Source organism: Mycolicibacterium aichiense, assembly GCF_010726245.1.
In the GTDB taxonomy this organism is placed as follows: domain Bacteria; phylum Actinomycetota; class Actinomycetes; order Mycobacteriales; family Mycobacteriaceae; genus Mycobacterium; species Mycobacterium aichiense.
Genome location: NZ_AP022561.1, coordinates 3,615,178 through 3,630,882 on the forward strand (window position 1 = coordinate 3,615,178; position 15,705 = coordinate 3,630,882).

General features: G+C 67.1%; 15 protein-coding genes. 8 read left to right on the forward strand and 7 right to left on the reverse strand.

Annotated elements, in window-relative coordinates; translation table 11 throughout:
- The first annotated feature begins 67 nt into the window (after window positions 1-67).
- The gene (locus tag G6N32_RS17540) at window positions 68-1,219 is read left to right on the forward strand and encodes a LuxR C-terminal-related transcriptional regulator (RefSeq protein WP_410432618.1); all 1,152 of its coding nucleotides are present in this window, start codon (window positions 68-70) and stop codon (window positions 1,217-1,219) included.
- Between the two features lie 3 nt (window positions 1,220-1,222).
- Here the strand turns inward: G6N32_RS17540 and G6N32_RS17545 are convergent, their stop codons facing one another.
- From G6N32_RS17545 to hrcA, 3 genes are read right to left on the reverse strand one after another with little or no spacing between them, the layout of a single operon-like run.
- The gene (locus G6N32_RS17545) at window positions 1,223-1,981 is read right to left on the reverse strand and encodes a 16S rRNA (uracil(1498)-N(3))-methyltransferase (RefSeq protein ID WP_115320674.1); all 759 of its coding nucleotides are present in this window, start codon (window positions 1,979-1,981) and stop codon (window positions 1,223-1,225) included.
- Between the two features lie 13 nt (window positions 1,982-1,994).
- Complete coding sequence (gene dnaJ, locus G6N32_RS17550) at window positions 1,995-3,137, reverse strand: molecular chaperone DnaJ (RefSeq protein ID WP_115320675.1); 1,143 nt, start codon at window positions 3,135-3,137, stop codon at window positions 1,995-1,997.
- Between the two features lie 26 nt (window positions 3,138-3,163).
- A complete protein-coding gene (hrcA, locus tag G6N32_RS17555) occupies window positions 3,164-4,201 on the reverse strand; it encodes a heat-inducible transcriptional repressor HrcA (protein WP_115321354.1) in 1,038 nt (345 codons plus the stop codon).
- A 193-nt stretch (window positions 4,202-4,394) separates the two neighbouring features.
- On the opposite strand from hrcA, the gene G6N32_RS17560 reads away from it, so the two are divergent.
- A complete protein-coding gene (locus G6N32_RS17560) occupies window positions 4,395-4,718 on the forward strand; it encodes a type II toxin-antitoxin system VapB family antitoxin (protein ID WP_115320676.1) in 324 nt (107 codons plus the stop codon).
- On the opposite strand, the gene G6N32_RS17565 is transcribed toward G6N32_RS17560, so the two are convergent.
- Together G6N32_RS17565 and G6N32_RS17570 are read right to left on the reverse strand one after the other, a co-directional pair.
- The gene (locus tag G6N32_RS17565; protein ID WP_115321356.1) at window positions 4,673-6,115 is read right to left on the reverse strand and encodes a sensor histidine kinase; all 1,443 of its coding nucleotides are present in this window, start codon (window positions 6,113-6,115) and stop codon (window positions 4,673-4,675) included. The two genes, G6N32_RS17560 and G6N32_RS17565, sit on opposite strands and share 46 nt — an antisense overlap.
- Window positions 6,116-6,204: 89 nt before the next feature.
- Entirely contained in the window at window positions 6,205-6,984 is a 780-nt protein-coding gene (locus G6N32_RS17570; RefSeq protein WP_115320677.1) for a response regulator transcription factor, read from the reverse strand.
- A gap of 370 nt (window positions 6,985-7,354) precedes the next feature.
- On the opposite strand from G6N32_RS17570, the gene G6N32_RS17575 reads away from it, so the two are divergent.
- Window positions 7,355-9,583 (forward strand): SulP family inorganic anion transporter, encoded by a 2,229-nt coding sequence (locus G6N32_RS17575; protein WP_115320678.1) that lies wholly within the window; start codon window positions 7,355-7,357, stop codon window positions 9,581-9,583.
- 148 nt (window positions 9,584-9,731) lie between these two features.
- The gene (locus G6N32_RS17580; protein WP_115320679.1) at window positions 9,732-9,965 is read left to right on the forward strand and encodes a hypothetical protein; all 234 of its coding nucleotides are present in this window, start codon (window positions 9,732-9,734) and stop codon (window positions 9,963-9,965) included.
- A 77-nt stretch (window positions 9,966-10,042) separates the two neighbouring features.
- Here the strand turns inward: G6N32_RS17580 and hemW are convergent, their stop codons facing one another.
- Window positions 10,043-11,218: a radical SAM family heme chaperone HemW gene (gene hemW / locus G6N32_RS17585; protein ID WP_115320680.1), complete on the reverse strand. Its 1,176-nt coding sequence runs from the start codon at window positions 11,216-11,218 to the stop codon at window positions 10,043-10,045.
- A gap of 93 nt (window positions 11,219-11,311) precedes the next feature.
- On the opposite strand from hemW, the gene G6N32_RS29295 reads away from it, so the two are divergent.
- The 4 genes from G6N32_RS29295 to G6N32_RS17600 all read left to right on the forward strand — a co-directional run bounded on the left by G6N32_RS29295 (window position 11,312) and on the right by G6N32_RS17600 (window position 14,671).
- Window positions 11,312-11,404: an Ms4527A family Cys-rich leader peptide gene (locus G6N32_RS29295; RefSeq protein WP_410432619.1), complete on the forward strand. Its 93-nt coding sequence runs from the start codon at window positions 11,312-11,314 to the stop codon at window positions 11,402-11,404.
- Between the two features lie 120 nt (window positions 11,405-11,524).
- Complete coding sequence (locus G6N32_RS17590; protein ID WP_115320681.1) at window positions 11,525-13,192, forward strand: nitrite/sulfite reductase; 1,668 nt, start codon at window positions 11,525-11,527, stop codon at window positions 13,190-13,192.
- A 28-nt stretch (window positions 13,193-13,220) separates the two neighbouring features.
- Window positions 13,221-13,934, forward strand: a complete 714-nt coding sequence (locus G6N32_RS17595; protein ID WP_115320682.1) for a phosphoadenylyl-sulfate reductase — start codon at window positions 13,221-13,223, stop codon at window positions 13,932-13,934.
- A complete protein-coding gene (locus G6N32_RS17600; RefSeq protein WP_115320683.1) occupies window positions 13,913-14,671 on the forward strand; it encodes a sirohydrochlorin chelatase in 759 nt (252 codons plus the stop codon). Before G6N32_RS17595 ends, G6N32_RS17600 begins: the two co-directional genes overlap by 22 nt.
- On the opposite strand, the gene G6N32_RS17605 is transcribed toward G6N32_RS17600, so the two are convergent.
- The gene (locus G6N32_RS17605) at window positions 14,668-15,690 is read right to left on the reverse strand and encodes a sulfate/molybdate ABC transporter ATP-binding protein (protein WP_115320684.1); all 1,023 of its coding nucleotides are present in this window, start codon (window positions 15,688-15,690) and stop codon (window positions 14,668-14,670) included. The genes G6N32_RS17600 and G6N32_RS17605 overlap by 4 nt on opposite strands.
- Window positions 15,691-15,705: the final 15 nt, after the last annotated feature.

Genomic DNA, 15,705 nt, shown 5'->3' on the forward strand with positions numbered 1-15,705 from the left:
GCCACCACCGCCCCGATCGCGGTGAGAGCATCGCCTCACTGTGACCACTCCCACTGACTGTCTGCCTGTGACCGCGCTGATCGACGGCAACCACCCCGGCTGGGCATCCAAGGCCGCGCCGGTCAGTGCGGTCTCCCGCCGGTATGACGAGGCCTGCCGGCTCGGCATCGTCGAACCTGCCGACGACCCGGTGCGCGCCGTCGCCGACACCGTCGACGCGCAGGCCACCCTGGTCCGCGAGGCGCTCGAAGCACTCGGCGACGAACAAGCGCTCGCCGCGCTGGAAGCGGTGCTCGACCTGTCCCTGCTGGAGCGCCAGCTGATCGAGGACAGCGCCCGGCGCCGGACGCTGGCGCTGTTGCGGGTGCAGGAAGGCCTGTCGAAGCTGCGCGGCATCGATGAGGTCGCCACGATCGTCGACCACGCGCCGCGAGAACTGGTCGAGTCGTGCGGCTTCGACCGCGCGGTGCTGTTCCGGGTGCACGAGGGCAAGATGGTGATGGAGTCGGCCTACTTCGGTGATGACGTCGAGGGCGCCGAGAAGATGGTCGCGTTCGCCCAGTCCGTCGCTCCGCCGCTGGACCACATGCTCCTCGAGACGCAGATGATCCGCAGGCATGCACCGGAAATCGTGCGCGACGCCCGCAACGATCCGCGGGTCAACCGCCCGATCATCGACTTCTCGCTCACCCATTCCTACGTCGCGGCGCCGGTGATGCCGACCGGACGGGTGATCGGCTTCCTGCACGCCGACCGGTTGTACTCCGGGCGGACCGTCGACGAGATCGACCGTGACACGGTGTGGGCGTTCGCCGAGGGATTCGGCTACGCATTCGAGCGGACCGTGCTGATGGAGCGGATGCGGCGCCAGCACGCCGACGTGCGCAGCGCGCTGGCCACCGCCGAGCAGGCCGCCCAAGCCCTCCAGGACGCCGACTTGGAGCTGCGCAAGGTCGAACCCGCCGAGCGCAGCACGGCCAGCCGCCGGCTCGCGGAAGTGGAATCACGCGTGCACGAGATGCTCACCCGCCGCGAAGCCGAGGTACTGCGGCTGATGGCCGACGGGCGCACCAACCAGCAGATCGCCGACGAACTGGTGATCACCCCCGGCACGGTGAAATCGCATGTGAAACGGGTACTTCGGAAGCTGCACGCCAGTAACCGCGCCGAGGCGGCGTCGATCTACGCGCGCTTGGCAGCCCGGCCCGAGCCGACCTGACCGCTACCGACGCTGATCCGACCAGCGTCCGGTCAGCACACCCAATGCGCCGAGGGCCACCGCCGCGGCCGTCGTGGTGCGCAGCACCGTCGGCCCCAGCCGCACCGCGGTTGCCCCCGCCTCGGCCAGCCGGTCGAGTTCGGCGTCGCTGATGCCACCTTCGGGGCCAACGATGAGCATGATCGAATCCGCTTGAGCCACCGGCAGTTCAGCCAGTGGACGGTCGGCAGATTCATGCAGCGCGAGGACCAGCCCACCGGACCCGACCCGCCCGGCGACCAGATCGGCCAGTGCCGCCGTCGCGACCGGGCCGTCGATGGGCGGGATGTAACCCCGCCGCGACTGCCGCGCCGCCGAGCGGGCCACCGCCCGCCAGCGGCGCAGGCCCTTCTCGGCGCGCTCACCGTCCCAGCGCGCCACACACCGGTCGGCCTGCCAGGCGACGAAGTCGTCGGCACCGGCCTCGGTGGCCAGCTCTATCGCGAGCTCCGAACGCTCCGACTTCGGAATGCCTTGCGCGACGGTCACCGTCGGATGCGCACGCGGGCGCGTCCAGCGCTCCAGCACCTGGGCCGAGAATCCGCGCTTGCTGGTCTCCTCGACCTCGCAGCGGGCCAGCGTGCCGTCACCGTCGGAGAGGACCAGCTTCTCGCCGGGCCTGATCCGCCGGACTGTGGCGGCGTGAAATCCTTCGTCGCCGTCGACGACAGCACGTTGCCCCACCACCGGAATGGCGTCGGCGTAAAACAGTGTGTCGGCCAACGGAAGCCGGAGCCTAACGGCCGCTGAATGTTTCGCGGAGCCGGCTGAACAGTCCGCCGCTATTGCCTGCAACGGCGTGCGTGGACTTGACCTCGGGCTCGGCATGGCTGCGGGTCTTGAACTCGGAGAGCAGTTCCTTGGCCCGGGCGTCAAGCTTGCCGGGCACCGTCACCTCGATGTGGGCATGCAGGTCACCCCGCACACCGGAACGCAGATGCGGCATACCGTGCCCGCGCAGCGTGGTCACCGAACCGGGTTGGGTTCCCGGCGCGATGGTGATCTCGGTCAGCCCGTCGAGGATGCCGTCGACGGTGACCGACGTGCCGAGCGCGGCGTCGACCATCGGTACCGACACGGTGCAGTGCAGGTCGTCGCCGTCACGGACGAAGATGTCGTGCTGCTGCTCGTGCACCTCGACGTACAGGTCGCCCGCCGGGCCGCCGCCGGGGCCGACCTCGCCCTGCGCGGCCAACCGAACCCGCATGCCATCGCCGACACCGGCCGGAATCTTCACGCTGATATCGCGGCGCGCACGCACTCGTCCGTCGCCGGCGCAGCGGTGGCAGGGATCCGGAATGACCTCGCCGACACCGCGGCAGGTCGGGCAGGGCCGCGAGGTCATGACCTGACCCAGCAGCGATCGCTGCACCGTCTGCACCTCGCCCCGCCCGCCACAGGTGTCACAGGCCACGGGTGTGGAGTTGCCGTGAGTTCCCTTGCCCTGACACACATCACAGAGCACCGCGGTGTCGACGGTGACCTGCTTGGTCACCCCGGTCGCGCACTCCGAGAGATCCAGGCGCATGCGCAGCAGCGAGTCCGATCCCGGCCGCACCCGGCCGATCGGGCCGCGCGCCGCACCACCGCCGCCGAAGAACGCCTCGAACACATCACCCAGACCGCCGAAGCCGCTGAAGCCGTTGGCTCCTGCCGCGGCGCCCTCCAGCGGGTCACCGCCGAGGTCGACGATGCGCCGCTTCTCCGGATCGGAGAGCACCTCGTAGGCGGCGCTGATCTCCTTGAACTTGTGCTGGGCCTCTTCGTCGGGGTTGACGTCGGGATGGTATTCGCGGGCCAGCTTCCGATAGGCGCGCTTGAGCTCCTGATCGCTGGCGCCCTTGCTCACCCCGAGCAAGCCGTAATAGTCCCGTGCCACTGTTGACCTTTCGAATTCCCCGCCGGCTAGCCGGCTCGGTGTCCTAGGACATCGCCGATGTACATCGCAACTGCTGCGACGTTGGCGATAGTTCCCGGATAGTCCATTCTGGTGGGTCCCAAAACACCCATGCCGCCGTACACGGTGCCCGAGCTGCCGTAGGTCGTGCTGATCACCGATGTTCCGGCCATCTGCTCAGCCTCGGTTTCCTGGCCGATGCGCACCGTGACCTTACCCGCTTCCTGTGACGCGGCCAGCAGGCGAAGCACCACGACCTGTTCCTCGAGGGCTTCGAGGACGGAACGCAGCGATCCACCGAAGTCCGCGGTGTTGCGGGTCAGGTTGGCGGTGCCGCCCATCAGTAGACGTTCTTCGTTGTGCTCCACCAGCGACTCCAGGAGCACCGTGGCCGACCGGCCGACGGCGTCGCCGAGTCCGCCCGACCCGTCCAGCCGCGCAGCCAGGTCGGCGACCGCAATCGACGCCGCGGCCAGCCGTTTGCCCTCCAGCGCCTGCCCGAGCAGTTCGCGCAACTGGGCCAGCTGGTGGTCGTCGATGGTGTCGCCCAGCTCGACGATTCGCTGATCGACCCGGCCGGAGTCGGTGATCACCACCATCAGCAGCCGGGCCGGCGTCAGCGCCACGATCTCCAGATGCCGCACCGTCGACGTCGACAGCGTCGGGTACTGGACGATCGCGACCTGCCGGGTCAGCTGGGCCAGCAGCTTCACCGCACGCCGCAGCACGTCGTCGAGGTCGACACCGGATTCCAGGAACTGAAGGATCGCCCGCCGCTCGGAGCCCGACAACGGTTTGACGTCGTCGATCCGGTTGACGAACTCGCGGTACCCCTTCTCGGTGGGCACTCGCCCCGAGCTGGTGTGGGGCTGAGTGATGTAGCCCTCGGCTTCGAGTACCGCCATGTCATTGCGCACCGTGGCGCTGGATACGCCCAGGTTGTGTCGATCGACGAGGGCTTTGGAACCGATCGGTTCCTTGGTCGCCACGAAGTCGGCGACGATGGCACGGAGCACCTCGAAGCGACGGTCGTCAGCACTTCCCATCTGGTACACCTCCAAGTCGTCTCCATTTTACGGACATCAACAGCACATTTAGCACCCGCGCACTCAGAGTGCCACCGCCTCGGTATTACGTACGCACGGATGTTCGCCCACCGCTGACGTTCCGGCCGCCAGCGACTAGCCTTGCTCGAATGGTGATGCGGGGTCGGCCGGCTACCGGCAGGACGACGACCCGATGATCTTCAAGGGCGTTCGGGACGGCAAGCCATACCCCGACCACAACCTGACCTACCGCGACTGGTCCCAGATTCCGCCGCGACAGATTCGCCTCGACGAGCTGGTCACGACGACTACAGTGCTGGCACTGGACCGCCTGCTGTCCGAAGACTCCACGTTCTACGGCGACCTCTTCCCGCACGCGGTCCGGTGGCGCGGCGTCATCTACCTCGAGGACGGCCTGCACCGCGCGGTCCGGGCCGCGCTTCGTAATCGCACCGTCCTGCACGCACGGGTCTACGACATGGACGGCGGCGTAGCCGACCAGTTCTCGGCCAGCTGACCGGCGGCGGGCAGGCGCACCGTGAATTGAGTTCTGCCCGGGCGGGATTGCGCGTTCACCGTGCCGCCGTGCGCTTCTACGATCGACAGCACGATTGCCAGACCGAGTCCACTGCAGCCAAGGTCCCGCGACCGCGACTTGTCGGCCCGGACGAACCGGCCGAACAGGTTGGGCATGATCTCGTCGGGAATACCGGGCCCGTCGTCGCTCACGACGAGCTCCACCTGCCCGTCACTGCCCGTGGTGAGCGACGTGCTGACGGTGACTCCCGCCGGGGTGTGTACCCGCGCGTTGCCGAGCAGGTTCGCCAGCAGCTGATGCAGCCGGGCACGATCACCGTGAACCCAGATCGCCTCGTCGGGCAGGTCGATCATGAAGTGATGATCCGGGGCGCTCACGGCGGCGTCGTTGACCGCGTCGGCGACGACGTCGCATAGGTCGAGATCCTCGAGTTCGAGGTCGCCGCCCTCGTCGAGCCGCGACAGCAGGAGCAGGTCGGCCACCAACGAGGTCATCCTGCGGGACTCCGCCTCGATGCGGGCCAGCGCGTATTCGGTGGTCGGCGGCAGCGCGTCGCTGTCCTGGCGGGTCAGCTCGGCGTAGCCGAGGATCGCGGCCAGCGGTGTGCGCAGTTCATGGCTGGCGTCGGTGAGGAACTGGCGTGTTCGGCGGTCGGAGGCCGCGATGTCGCCGAGCGCGGTGTCGACATTGGTCAGCAGCCGGTTGAGGGTATGCCCGACGACCCCGATCTCACTGGCCCGGTCGGTGTCGGCCGGGCTCACCCGGGCGGTGATCCGGTAGTCGGTGGGGTCCAGGGGAAGGGCGGCGACCTTGGCAGCGACGTCCGCGACGCGCCGCAGCGGCCGCAACGCGTAGTTCACCACGATCATCGTTCCCAACGCGGTGAGCGCCACAGCCACGATCACCAGGATCACCACGGTCAGGCCTTTGCCCGCGACGGTCTTGTTCGCCAGATCCAGCGAGACCGCCGACACCAGCCGCTCACCGCCGGGGAAATCCCGGTGCCCGACCCGGTGCGAGCCCATGTCGCCCAGGTCGACGGTCTGCGGATCGCCGCCGGCCCAGTTGATCTTCTCCAACGCGCGCAGTGCGTCGGGCGGAGCCGGGACGGGTTCGCCGTCGGTGAAGGCGCTGGCATAGACCACCCTGTCGTCGCGCAGCATCGCGATCACCGTGCCAGGCCCCTGGCCCGGAAACTCATCGAAGTCGCCGTGACTGGCACTGCCATCTTCGGGCGGTTGCTCCATGTCCCCGTACCGCTTGGCTTTGGCGTACGAATAGCTAAAGGCGGCAAGCGAATTGGACACCTGACTGTTGGCCAGACTCATCGCCTCGTCGCGCAGACTCATCACCGCAACCGCGCCGATGGCGATCATCGCGACGCTGCTGATCGCCGAGACCCAGATGACCAACCGCCGGCGCAGTGAGCGTGGGCGCCATCGCCTTTCGCCGTGGGTGGCCGGCCTCACCGCTGCGGCCGCAGCATGTAGCCGACGCCGCGCACCGTATGGATCATCGGTTCGCGTCCGGCGTCGACTTTGCGGCGGAGATAGGAGATATAGAGGTCGACAATGCTGGACCGGCCACCGAAGCCGTAGTTCCACACCCGGTCGAGGATCTCGGCGCGCGTGACGGCGCGGCGCGGGTTGCGCATCAGGTAGCGCAGCAGCTCGAACTCGGTGGTGGTCAAGGAGATCTGCTCGTCGCCCCGGGTGACCTCACGGCTCGGGCCGTCCAACACCAGATCGCCCACCTTCAGCACCTCGTCCTCAGGGGCGGTGGTGGCCTTGGACCTCCGCAGCAGGCCCCGCAACCGGGCGACCAGTTCCTCCAGGCTGAACGGCTTGGTCAGATAGTCGTCGGCACCCGCAGTCAGCCCCGTAACCCGGTCCATCACCGAGTCCCGCGCCGTCAGAAACAGCGTCGGGGTATAGCCCTCGGTCTCCCTCGTCATCTTGAGGATCTGCAGTCCGTCTGTGTCGGGCAGCATGATGTCGAGCACCAGCAGATCGGGCTCGAACTCCCGGAACTTCGACAATGCGTCACGACCGTCGCCCGCCGTCTCCACTTCCCAGCCTTCGTAGTGCAGCGCCATCTTGACCAGATTCGTCAGCGCCGGCTCGTCGTCGACGAGCAGCACGCGGATAGGCGAACCATCGGCGCGGGAGATGCGCGGGAGCTGACCGAGGATGGCCTGACGGGGGCGGAGAGGACGGGACGACGACGGTGCGACCGGGATAGCCATACTTCAATTCTGGTGACAACACATGAATCTGTCATGGACCCCATATCTGTTTCATATCTTGCCCGGTCGCAGTCCTATTGACGGTGTTGCTGTATTGCGTTCGCGGCCAGAGCATTCCGCACTCATCTGTTAGACGCGACACATTTTGGTCACAACTCGGGCGCGCAGAGTGGTCGCAGATATGGATCCGATATGGATTCCTTGAAGACCATCGTCCGCCACACCTACTGTCGCGCTTGTGAATTCGCTTCGCTTCCGCGGCGCAAATTCGTGAATCGACTGTCAATTAATAGATCTCGCATACGCAGACAGGAGTCTGGCCTTGCAGCGTTCAACCGCGCCACTTGAGGGTTCTGATCCCCCAGGCAGGATGTCCACCCTCCTGCGCTACGACCTACCGGCCTCGCTGGTGGTCTTCCTGGTGGCTTTACCACTGTCTTTGGGTATCGCCATCGCCTCTGACGCGCCTGTGCTGGCGGGCCTGATCGCGGCGATCGTCGGCGGTGTGGTCGCAGGCGCTCTGGGCGGCTCGCCGTTGCAGGTCAGCGGTCCCGCCGCCGGACTGACGGTGATCGTCGCCGGCCTGGTTGCCGAATTCGGCTGGGCTGTGACCTGCGCCATCACCGTCTGCGCCGGCATCGTGCAGGTACTGCTGGGAGTCAGCCGGGTCGGCCGCGCCGCGCTGGCGATCTCGCCGATGGTGGTGCACGCCATGCTGGCCGGCATCGGCATCACGATCGCGCTCCAGCAGGTCCACGTCCTGCTGGGCGGTAGCTCCGAGAGCTCGGCCTGGCGCAACATCACCGAACTGCCCGGTCAGCTGCTCGCCGCTGATCACGCCGGGTTGGCCGTCGGCCTGTTGGTGATCGGGATCCTGGTGAGCTGGCGCTGGATGCCGGCGAAGATTCGCAAGGTGCCCGGCCCGCTGGTCGCGATTGTCGTCGCCAGCGCTGTGTCGGTGCTGTTCGCGATGAATGTGCCGCGCATCCAGCTCAACGGTTCACTGCTCGACGCCTTGAAGCCGCCGGGCCTGCCGGAGGGCAACTGGGGCGCGTTCGCCACGGGCGTAATAACCGTCGCACTGATCGCCAGCGTCGAAAGCCTGCTCACCGCGGTCGCCGTGGACCGCATGCAGGACGGCCCGCGGTCCAATCTGAACCGCGAACTCGTTGGACAGGGCGCTGCCAACGTCGTCTCCGGTGCGATCGGCGGACTCCCGATCACGGGTGTGATCGTGCGCAGCTCGGCCAACGTGGCCGCCGGAGCCAAGACCCGTGCGTCGGCGATGTTGCACGGTGTATGGGTTTTGGTCTTCGCCCTGCCGTTCGCCGGTTTGGCCCAGCAGATCCCGACCGCGGCGCTGGCCGGGCTGCTGATCGTGATCGGCATTCAGCTGGTCAAGCTCAGCCACATCAAGACCGCACGTCGAACCGGCGATATCGCGGTCTACCTGGTGACGATCACCGGGGTGGTCTTCCTCAACCTGCTCGAAGGTGTCCTGCTCGGGCTCGCGCTGGCGGTCGCGCTGACCGTCTGGCGGGTCGCGCGGGCCAGGGTCCATGCCCAGCCGGCCGACGATGATGACGACGACAACGACGATTGGCGCGTCGCCGTCGAAGGGTCGGCGACGTTCCTGTCGCTGCCCCAGCTGCACAAGACGTTGGCGTCGGTGCCACCGGGTGTGCGCGTCACACTGGAGATTTCGGTCGACTTCATCGACCACGCCGCACACCAGGTGATCGAGGACTGGCAGCGGCAGCACGAGGCGTCCGGCGGCAGCGTGCTGATCCAGGAAGTCGGCTCCGTCGAGCTGAGCAGCGCCCTGGACGGGCCGCCACAGCGCGCCTTCGGCATGATCGACAAGCGGCTCGGCATCGTGCCGTGGAGTTCGTGGCAGGACCCGGTCACCACGAACGGCCACGAACGGCGCGACACCCCAGCCCAGTCCGTTCTCGACGGCCTCGAGGTGTACCACCGAAGGACCGCTCCCCAAATACGGCCGCACATGGAGAAATTGGCGCATACCAACACGGCCGAGACGCTGTTCATCACGTGCACCGACGCCCGGATCGTGCCCAACGCGATCACCAGCAGCGGGCCGGGTGATCTGTTCACCGTGCGCAACGTCGGCAACCTGGTGCCCGCCGACCAACACGATCACTCCGTGGAAGCGGCGATCGCCTTCGCGGTTGGCAGGTTGAACGTGTCATCGATCGTCGTATGCGGTCATTCCGCCTGCAGCGCAATGCATGCCGCGTTGCGGGAACAGGGCGTCGCGGCGCAGCACCCACCCGGCGAGGAGCACCTCCGGTCCTGGCTGAAGTACGCCCAGCCAGCACTGGACGCCTTCGATGAGGGCCGGCACCCGATAGCGCAATCGGCCGCCGAGCAGGGCTTCAACACCGCCGACCAGCTGAGCATGGTCAGTGTCGCCGTCCAGGTCGACACCCTGGTGCGTCACCCGCTGATCCGTGATCTGCACGAGCAGGGCCGACTGAAGATCATCGGCCTGTTCTATGACATCGGCAGTGCCCAAGTTCTGCATGTCGAGCCAGCGTCGGCACTGTCGTTGCAGACCAACGGTATTGCGGTCCGATGATTGAGTTCAATTGGCTGTCAATAGATTTGACTCTGATATGAACTTCGTGACTGGCTCGACCGCAGCGCATAGAGTTGAGTTATCGGGAAGAATCAATGAAAACCTAATCCCCCCAAGGTTTCTCTCCCGGCAGAAGAAAGGACGATCAATGACGATCAAACTCCGCTACCTCGCCCCGCTCGTCGCCGCCGGTGCCGCGGCGCTGGCCGTCAGCCTCGCGCCGAGCGCTGGCGCGGCGCCTAATCCGGTCGACTGCCTGGACAAGGGCGGCGCCACCATGTGCCAGAAGCAGGGCCACGCAAGGATCCACGCCACACCTCCTGCCACCTCGCCTCAGCAGGCGTTCGGGTTCAACGGAATCCCGATGTGGGTGCTGGGCTAACCGGCAGGCATGCCGGGCAAGGCCGCGGGATGCGCCTACCCCCCAAGGCTCCCCCGCGGCCTTGCCGTGTCCGGCCCTCAGTCGTCGAGGAGGTCGCGCACCACGGCATCGGCCAGCAGCCGGCCACGGTCGGTGAGCAGCAACCGCTCTCCGGCCCGCGTCAGCAGCCCGTCGTCCACCGCCCGGCCCGCACGCAACTGTTCGGACTCGGTCAGCGCGGCGACCGGCAAACCGGTGCGCAACCTGATTCCCAGCAGCACGTTCTCGATGTGACGGGCATCGGCGTCGAGGCGCTCGAAATCTGCCACCGGCAGCCGCCCGTCAGCCAGCAGCTCGGCGTAAGCGTTGGGGTGCTTGACATTCCACCACCGGGTGTCGCCGATGAACCCGTGCGCTCCGGGACCCGCACCCCACCACTGCCCACCGTTCCAGTAGCCGATGTTGTGCCTGCACTCACCGCCCGGACGACTCCAGTTGGACACCTCGTACCAGCTCAGCCCCGCCGCCGCCAGCCGCTGGTCGAGCAGTTCGTAGCGGTGCGCGAGCACATCGTCGTCGGGCGCCGCGACTTCGCCGCGGCGCACCCGGCGAGCCAGCGCCGTACCGTCCTCGACCACCAGGGCGTAGGCCGAGATGTGGTCGACGCCGGCACTCAGCGCGGCATCGACCGAACGTGCCAAATCGTCGTCGGACTCCCCCGGCGTCCCGTAGATGAGGTCGATGTTGACGTGCTCGAAGCCGGCTGCCATCGCCTCGGCCGCGGCCTGCAGCGGCCGTCCCGGCGAGTGGGTCCGGTCCAGGACCGCCAGCACCCGACGCGCCGTGGACTGCATGCCCAGCGACACCCGGGTGTAGCCGGCGGCGCGGATGTCGGCGAAGAAGGCCGGTGACGTCGACTCCGGGTTGGCCTCGGTGGTGACCTCCGCCTGCGCGGCCACCGTGAAGTTCGCGCGGATGGCGTCGAGCACCGCGGTCAACCCGTCGCCACCGAGCAGCGACGGGGTGCCGCCGCCGACGAAGACCGTGTCGACAGGCACTTCCCCCAGCAGGGCGGCGGTCAACTCCAGTTCCGAGCGCAGCGCGGTCAGCCAGCCCTGCGGCGAGGCGCCGCCGAGCTCGGCAGCCGTATACGTGTTGAAGTCGCAGTACCCGCACCGGGTAGCGCAGAACGGCACATGGACATAGACGCCGAACGCCGTGCCGGGCGTCAGGGCGAGTTCCGGTAGGGCGGCCGGTGCGGGACGGACCGACATCGCTCCAGTGTCGCAGAGAGGACTTTTGCTCACCGCGAGCCAAAATTTGGCCCGGTTAGAGCTATCGAAGCTCTTCGTGGCAGAATGGCCCGCATGTCCGCCCCCCAGAACCTGCGCCGTGTGGCACTGGTGGCTCGGCGGCATGTGGATTTCAAGCGCGTCTGTACCTGTTGTTGTCTGGCTTGACGCCGTAGACCCGCCCACCTGTACCTCAGCTGGCCGACCGGATCTGCGCCGCCGGAAACAGCTCACCGGTGGATTCGCGCGATTCGAACGCCAGCTCCTTGACATCGAGGAGCACATTTCATGAGTCAGCCGACAAAGACGCCCAAGTCGCGCAGTGAGGGCCAATGGGCCCTCGGCGAGCGCGAGCCGTTGAACCCCAACGAGCAGTTCAAGAAAGAAGACGACGCGCTCAACGTCCGCGATCGCATCGAGAACATCTATGCCAAGCAGGGCTTCGCCAGCATCGACAAGACCGACCTGCGCGGCCGCATGCGCTGGTGGGGCCTGTACACGCAGCGCAAGCCGGGCTATGACGGCACGTGGACCGGTGACGAGAACACCGACATGCTCGAAGACGAGTTCTTCATGCTGCGGGTGCGCAGCGATGGTGGTGCTCTGACCACCGCCGCGCTGCGCACCCTCGGCGGCATTTCGACGGAGTTCGCCCGCGATACCGCCGATATCAGCGACCGCGAGAACGTGCAGTACCACTGGATCCAGGTCGAGGACATGCCGGAGATCTGGCGCCGCCTCGACGAGGTGGGACTGCAGACCACCGAGGCGTGCGGCGACTGCCCACGCGTGGTGTTGGGCTCGCCGCTGGCGGGAGAATCTCTCGACGAGGTCATCGACGGCACGCCCGCGATCAACGAGATCGTCAAGCGCTACATCGGCAAGCCGGAGTACTCGAACCTTCCGCGCAAGTTCAAGACCGCCGTCAGCGGCCTGCAGGACGTGGTGCACGAGGTCAACGATGTCGCGTTCATCGGGGTCAATCACCCCGAGCACGGTCCCGGTTTCGACCTGTGGGTCGGCGGCGGTCTGTCCACCAATCCGATGCTCGGACAGCGCGTCGGCGCGTGGGTGCCGCTCGATGAGGTGCCCGACGTCTGGGAGGCCGTGGTCAGTGTGTTCCGCGACTACGGCTACCGGCGGCTGCGCGCCAAAGCCCGGCTGAAGTTCCTGATCAAGGACTGGGGCGTCGAGAAATTCCGCGAAGTCCTCGAGACGGAGTACCTGAAGCGACCCCTGGTCGACGGACCCGCACCCGAGCCTGTCGTCCGCCCGATCGACCACGTCGGTGTTCAACGGCTCAAAAACGGCCTCAACGCTGTCGGCGTGGCGCCGATCGCGGGGCGCGTGTCGGGCACCATCTTGACGAAGGTCGCCGACCTGGCTGAGGCCGCAGGGTCTAATCGTGTTCGGTTCACGCCGTACCAGAAACTGATCGTGCTCGACGTTGCAGACGACAAGCTCGACGAGCTCCGCAGTGGGCTCGACGCGCTGGGCCTGCCGTCGACGCCGTCGCACTGGCGTCGAAACCTGATGGCCTGCACCGGAATCGAGTTCTGCAAGCTGAGCTTCGCCGAGACCCGGGTGCGCGCTCAGAGTCTGGTGCCCGATCTGGAGAAGCGGCTCGAGGACATCAACTCCCAACTTGACGTCCCGGTCACCGTCAACATCAACGGCTGCCCCAACTCGTGCGCTCGGATCCAGATCGCCGACATCGGCTTCAAGGGTCAGATGATCGACGACGGCGACGGCCCCGAGGAAGGGTTCCAGGTTCACCTGGGCGGCAGCCTCGGGCTGGACAGCGGATTCGGGCGCAAACTGCGTCAGCACAAGGTGCTCTCCACCGAGCTCGGGGACTACATCGAGCGGGTCGTGCGCAACTTCGTGAAACAAAGAAGCGACGGCGAGCGTTTCGCCCAGTGGGTCGTCCGGGCTGAAGAGGATGAATTGCGATGAGCGCTCGCGCGAAGAGCGGAGAGACAAGATGAGCATTGGGGTGGAACGAGTGACCGAAGCCGAGCTTCGCGAGCTGGCGGCACAGGGTGCTGCCGAGCTGGCCAACGCCAGCGCCGTAGAGCTGCTGGCCTGGACCGACAAACACTTCGGCGGTGACTACGTCGTCGCCTCCAACATGCAGGACGCGGTGCTGGTCGACATGGCCTCGAAGGTGCGCCCCGGCGTGGACGTGCTGTTCCTCGACACGGGCTACCACTTCGCCGAGACGATCGGTACCCGCGACGCGGTCGAGGCGGTGTACGACATTCACGTCGTCAACGTCACCCCCGAGCACAGCGTGACCGAACAGGATCAGCTGCTGGGCAAGGACCTGTTCGCCAGCAACCCGGGCGAATGCTGCCGGCTGCGCAAAGTGGTGCCGCTGAGCAAGGCGCTGGGCGGATACGCCGCCTGGGTCACCGGCATCCGGCGGGTCGAGGCGCCCACCCGCGCCAACGCACCGCTGATCAGCTTCGACGAAGGCTTCAAGCTGGTGAAGATCAACCCGCTGGCCGCGTGGAGCGATGAGGACATGGATGCCTACATCCAGGCCAACGGCGTGCTGGTGAATCCCCTTGTCGATGAGGGCTATCCGTCGATCGGCTGTGCGCCGTGCACGGCCAAGCCGGTCGAGGGCGCCGATCCGCGTAGCGGTCGCTGGCAGGGCCTGGCGAAAACCGAATGCGGGCTTCACGTTTCGTGACTGTGTCATCTCCCGGGTCGCTTCGCTCCTGCCCGACGGTGATCCTCACCGCGCACGGCAGTGCCGATCCGCGCTCTGCGGTGACCACCTACGCGGTGGCCGAGCAGATCCGGGTGGCGCGGCCTGCGCTCGACGTGCGGGTCGCGTTCTGCGAGAAGCAGGCCCCGAACCTCAGTGATGTTCTGCGGACACTGGACGGCCCGGCGGTCGTCAGCCCGCTGCTGTTGGCGAGTGCCTACCACGCCCGCGTCGACATCCCGGAGATGATCGCCGACACCGGCGCCGACGTGATCCAGGCCGACACCCTCGGCGAAGATCCGCGGCTGGTGAGGGTCATGCGGGAACGGTTGGCGCAACACCAGATTCATCAATTCGAGCGCGGACTCGGCGTCCTGGTGGTGGCGGTGGGCTCCTCCCACGCCGCCGCGAACGCCCGCACCGCCGCACTGGCCGACGTGTTGGGCCGCGGCACCCGGTGGTCGGGAGTGCAGGTCGCCTACGCCACCGGCCCCCAGCCGTCGGTGCAGGACGGGATCGACCTGCTGCGTGAGCGCGGTGCACGGCGGATCGTGGTGGCGCCGTGGTTCATTGCGCCGGGCCGTATCACCGACCGGGTGGCTGCGATAGCCGATGCCGCCGACCTGTCGATGGTCGCCCCACTTGGCGCGCACCGACTGGTTGCCGAGACGGTCCTCGACCGGTTCGATACCGCGGTCGCGAACCGGCTCGCCGCCTAACTGACAGCGACCTGGACCTCGCCGGCGATCGGCGGGACACGGGTGGCCCGCACATAAACGGTGTCGCCCTCTTTCAGCCCAAGCGCCTCCGCGTCGCCCCGGGTGATCTGGGCGGTGAACGGGGCCCCGTTGGTGGCGCTGGTCAATTCGACGCGCACCTCGAAGCCCAGATACACCACCCGATCGATGGTGGCACGGGTGACTCCGGTCGACTCGGCCGTGCCGTCCCCGGCCGCGATGGCCATCTCCGGGTTGCGGCCGACCCGAATATCGTGCGGGCGCACCAGGATTCCGTTGAGCGAGGACACCGTACCGAGGAACGACATGACGAACGCATTCGCCGGACTGTCGTAGACGTCGGTCGGCGAACCGACCTGCTCGATGCGTCCCTTGTTGAGCACCGCGATCCGGTCGGCCACATCCAGCGCCTCGGCCTGATCGTGGGTCACGAGCACGGTCGTGACATGCACCTCGTCGTGCAGGCGTCGCAGCCAGGTCCGCAGATCGTCACGGACCTTGGCGTCCAGCGCTCCGAACGGTTCGTCGAGCAGGAGTACCTCGGGGTCGACCGCCAGCGCGCGGGCAAGCGCCATCCGCTGACGCTGACCACCGGAAAGCTGGTTGGGATACCGGGTCTGGAAGCCCGCCAGCCCGACTACCTCGAGCAGCTCGTCGACCTTCGCCTTGACCTCAGCCTTCGGCTTCTTGCGGATCTTGAGGCCAAAGGCGACGTTGTCCCGCACGGTCAGGTGCTTGAAAGCGGCGTAGTGCTGGAACACGAAGCCGATTCCGCGCCGCTGCGGGGGCACATTGGTCACATCGCGCCCGTTGATGGTGATGGTGCCGGTGTCGGGTTGGTCCAGTCCGGCGATCGCGCGCAGCAGTGTCGATTTTCCCGATCCACTGGGGCCCAGCAGTGCGGTCAACGACCCGGCCGGCACCACGAAATCGACGCTGTCGAGGGCGGCGAAATCGCCGTAGCGCTTGTTCGCACCGGTGACGGTGATGGCATTGGTCATGAGAGTCGTTCTCCT

What these genes read in the sequence shown, in the direction of transcription:
- hrcA (WP_115321354.1), bottom strand. Translation starts at nt 4,201, where the DNA reads ATGGGAAGTGCTGACGACCGTCGCTTCGAGGTGCTCCGTGCCATCGTC.
- G6N32_RS17560 (WP_115320676.1), top strand. Translation starts at nt 4,395, where the DNA reads ATGATCTTCAAGGGCGTTCGGGACGGCAAGCCATACCCCGACCACAAC.
- G6N32_RS17565 (WP_115321356.1), bottom strand. Translation starts at nt 6,115, where the DNA reads ATGATCGCCATCGGCGCGGTTGCGGTGATGAGTCTGCGCGACGAGGCG.
- G6N32_RS17570 (WP_115320677.1), bottom strand. Translation starts at nt 6,984, where the DNA reads ATGGCTATCCCGGTCGCACCGTCGTCGTCCCGTCCTCTCCGCCCCCGT.
- G6N32_RS17575 (WP_115320678.1), top strand. Translation starts at nt 7,355, where the DNA reads ATGTCCACCCTCCTGCGCTACGACCTACCGGCCTCGCTGGTGGTCTTC.
- G6N32_RS17580 (WP_115320679.1), top strand. Translation starts at nt 9,732, where the DNA reads ATGACGATCAAACTCCGCTACCTCGCCCCGCTCGTCGCCGCCGGTGCC.
- hemW (WP_115320680.1), bottom strand. Translation starts at nt 11,218, where the DNA reads ATGTCGGTCCGTCCCGCACCGGCCGCCCTACCGGAACTCGCCCTGACG.
- G6N32_RS29295 (WP_410432619.1), top strand. Translation starts at nt 11,312, where the DNA reads ATGTCCGCCCCCCAGAACCTGCGCCGTGTGGCACTGGTGGCTCGGCGG.
- G6N32_RS17590 (WP_115320681.1), top strand. Translation starts at nt 11,525, where the DNA reads ATGAGTCAGCCGACAAAGACGCCCAAGTCGCGCAGTGAGGGCCAATGG.
- G6N32_RS17595 (WP_115320682.1), top strand. Translation starts at nt 13,221, where the DNA reads ATGAGCATTGGGGTGGAACGAGTGACCGAAGCCGAGCTTCGCGAGCTG.
- G6N32_RS17600 (WP_115320683.1), top strand. Translation starts at nt 13,913, where the DNA reads ATGCGGGCTTCACGTTTCGTGACTGTGTCATCTCCCGGGTCGCTTCGC.
- G6N32_RS17605 (WP_115320684.1), bottom strand. Translation starts at nt 15,690, where the DNA reads ATGACCAATGCCATCACCGTCACCGGTGCGAACAAGCGCTACGGCGAT.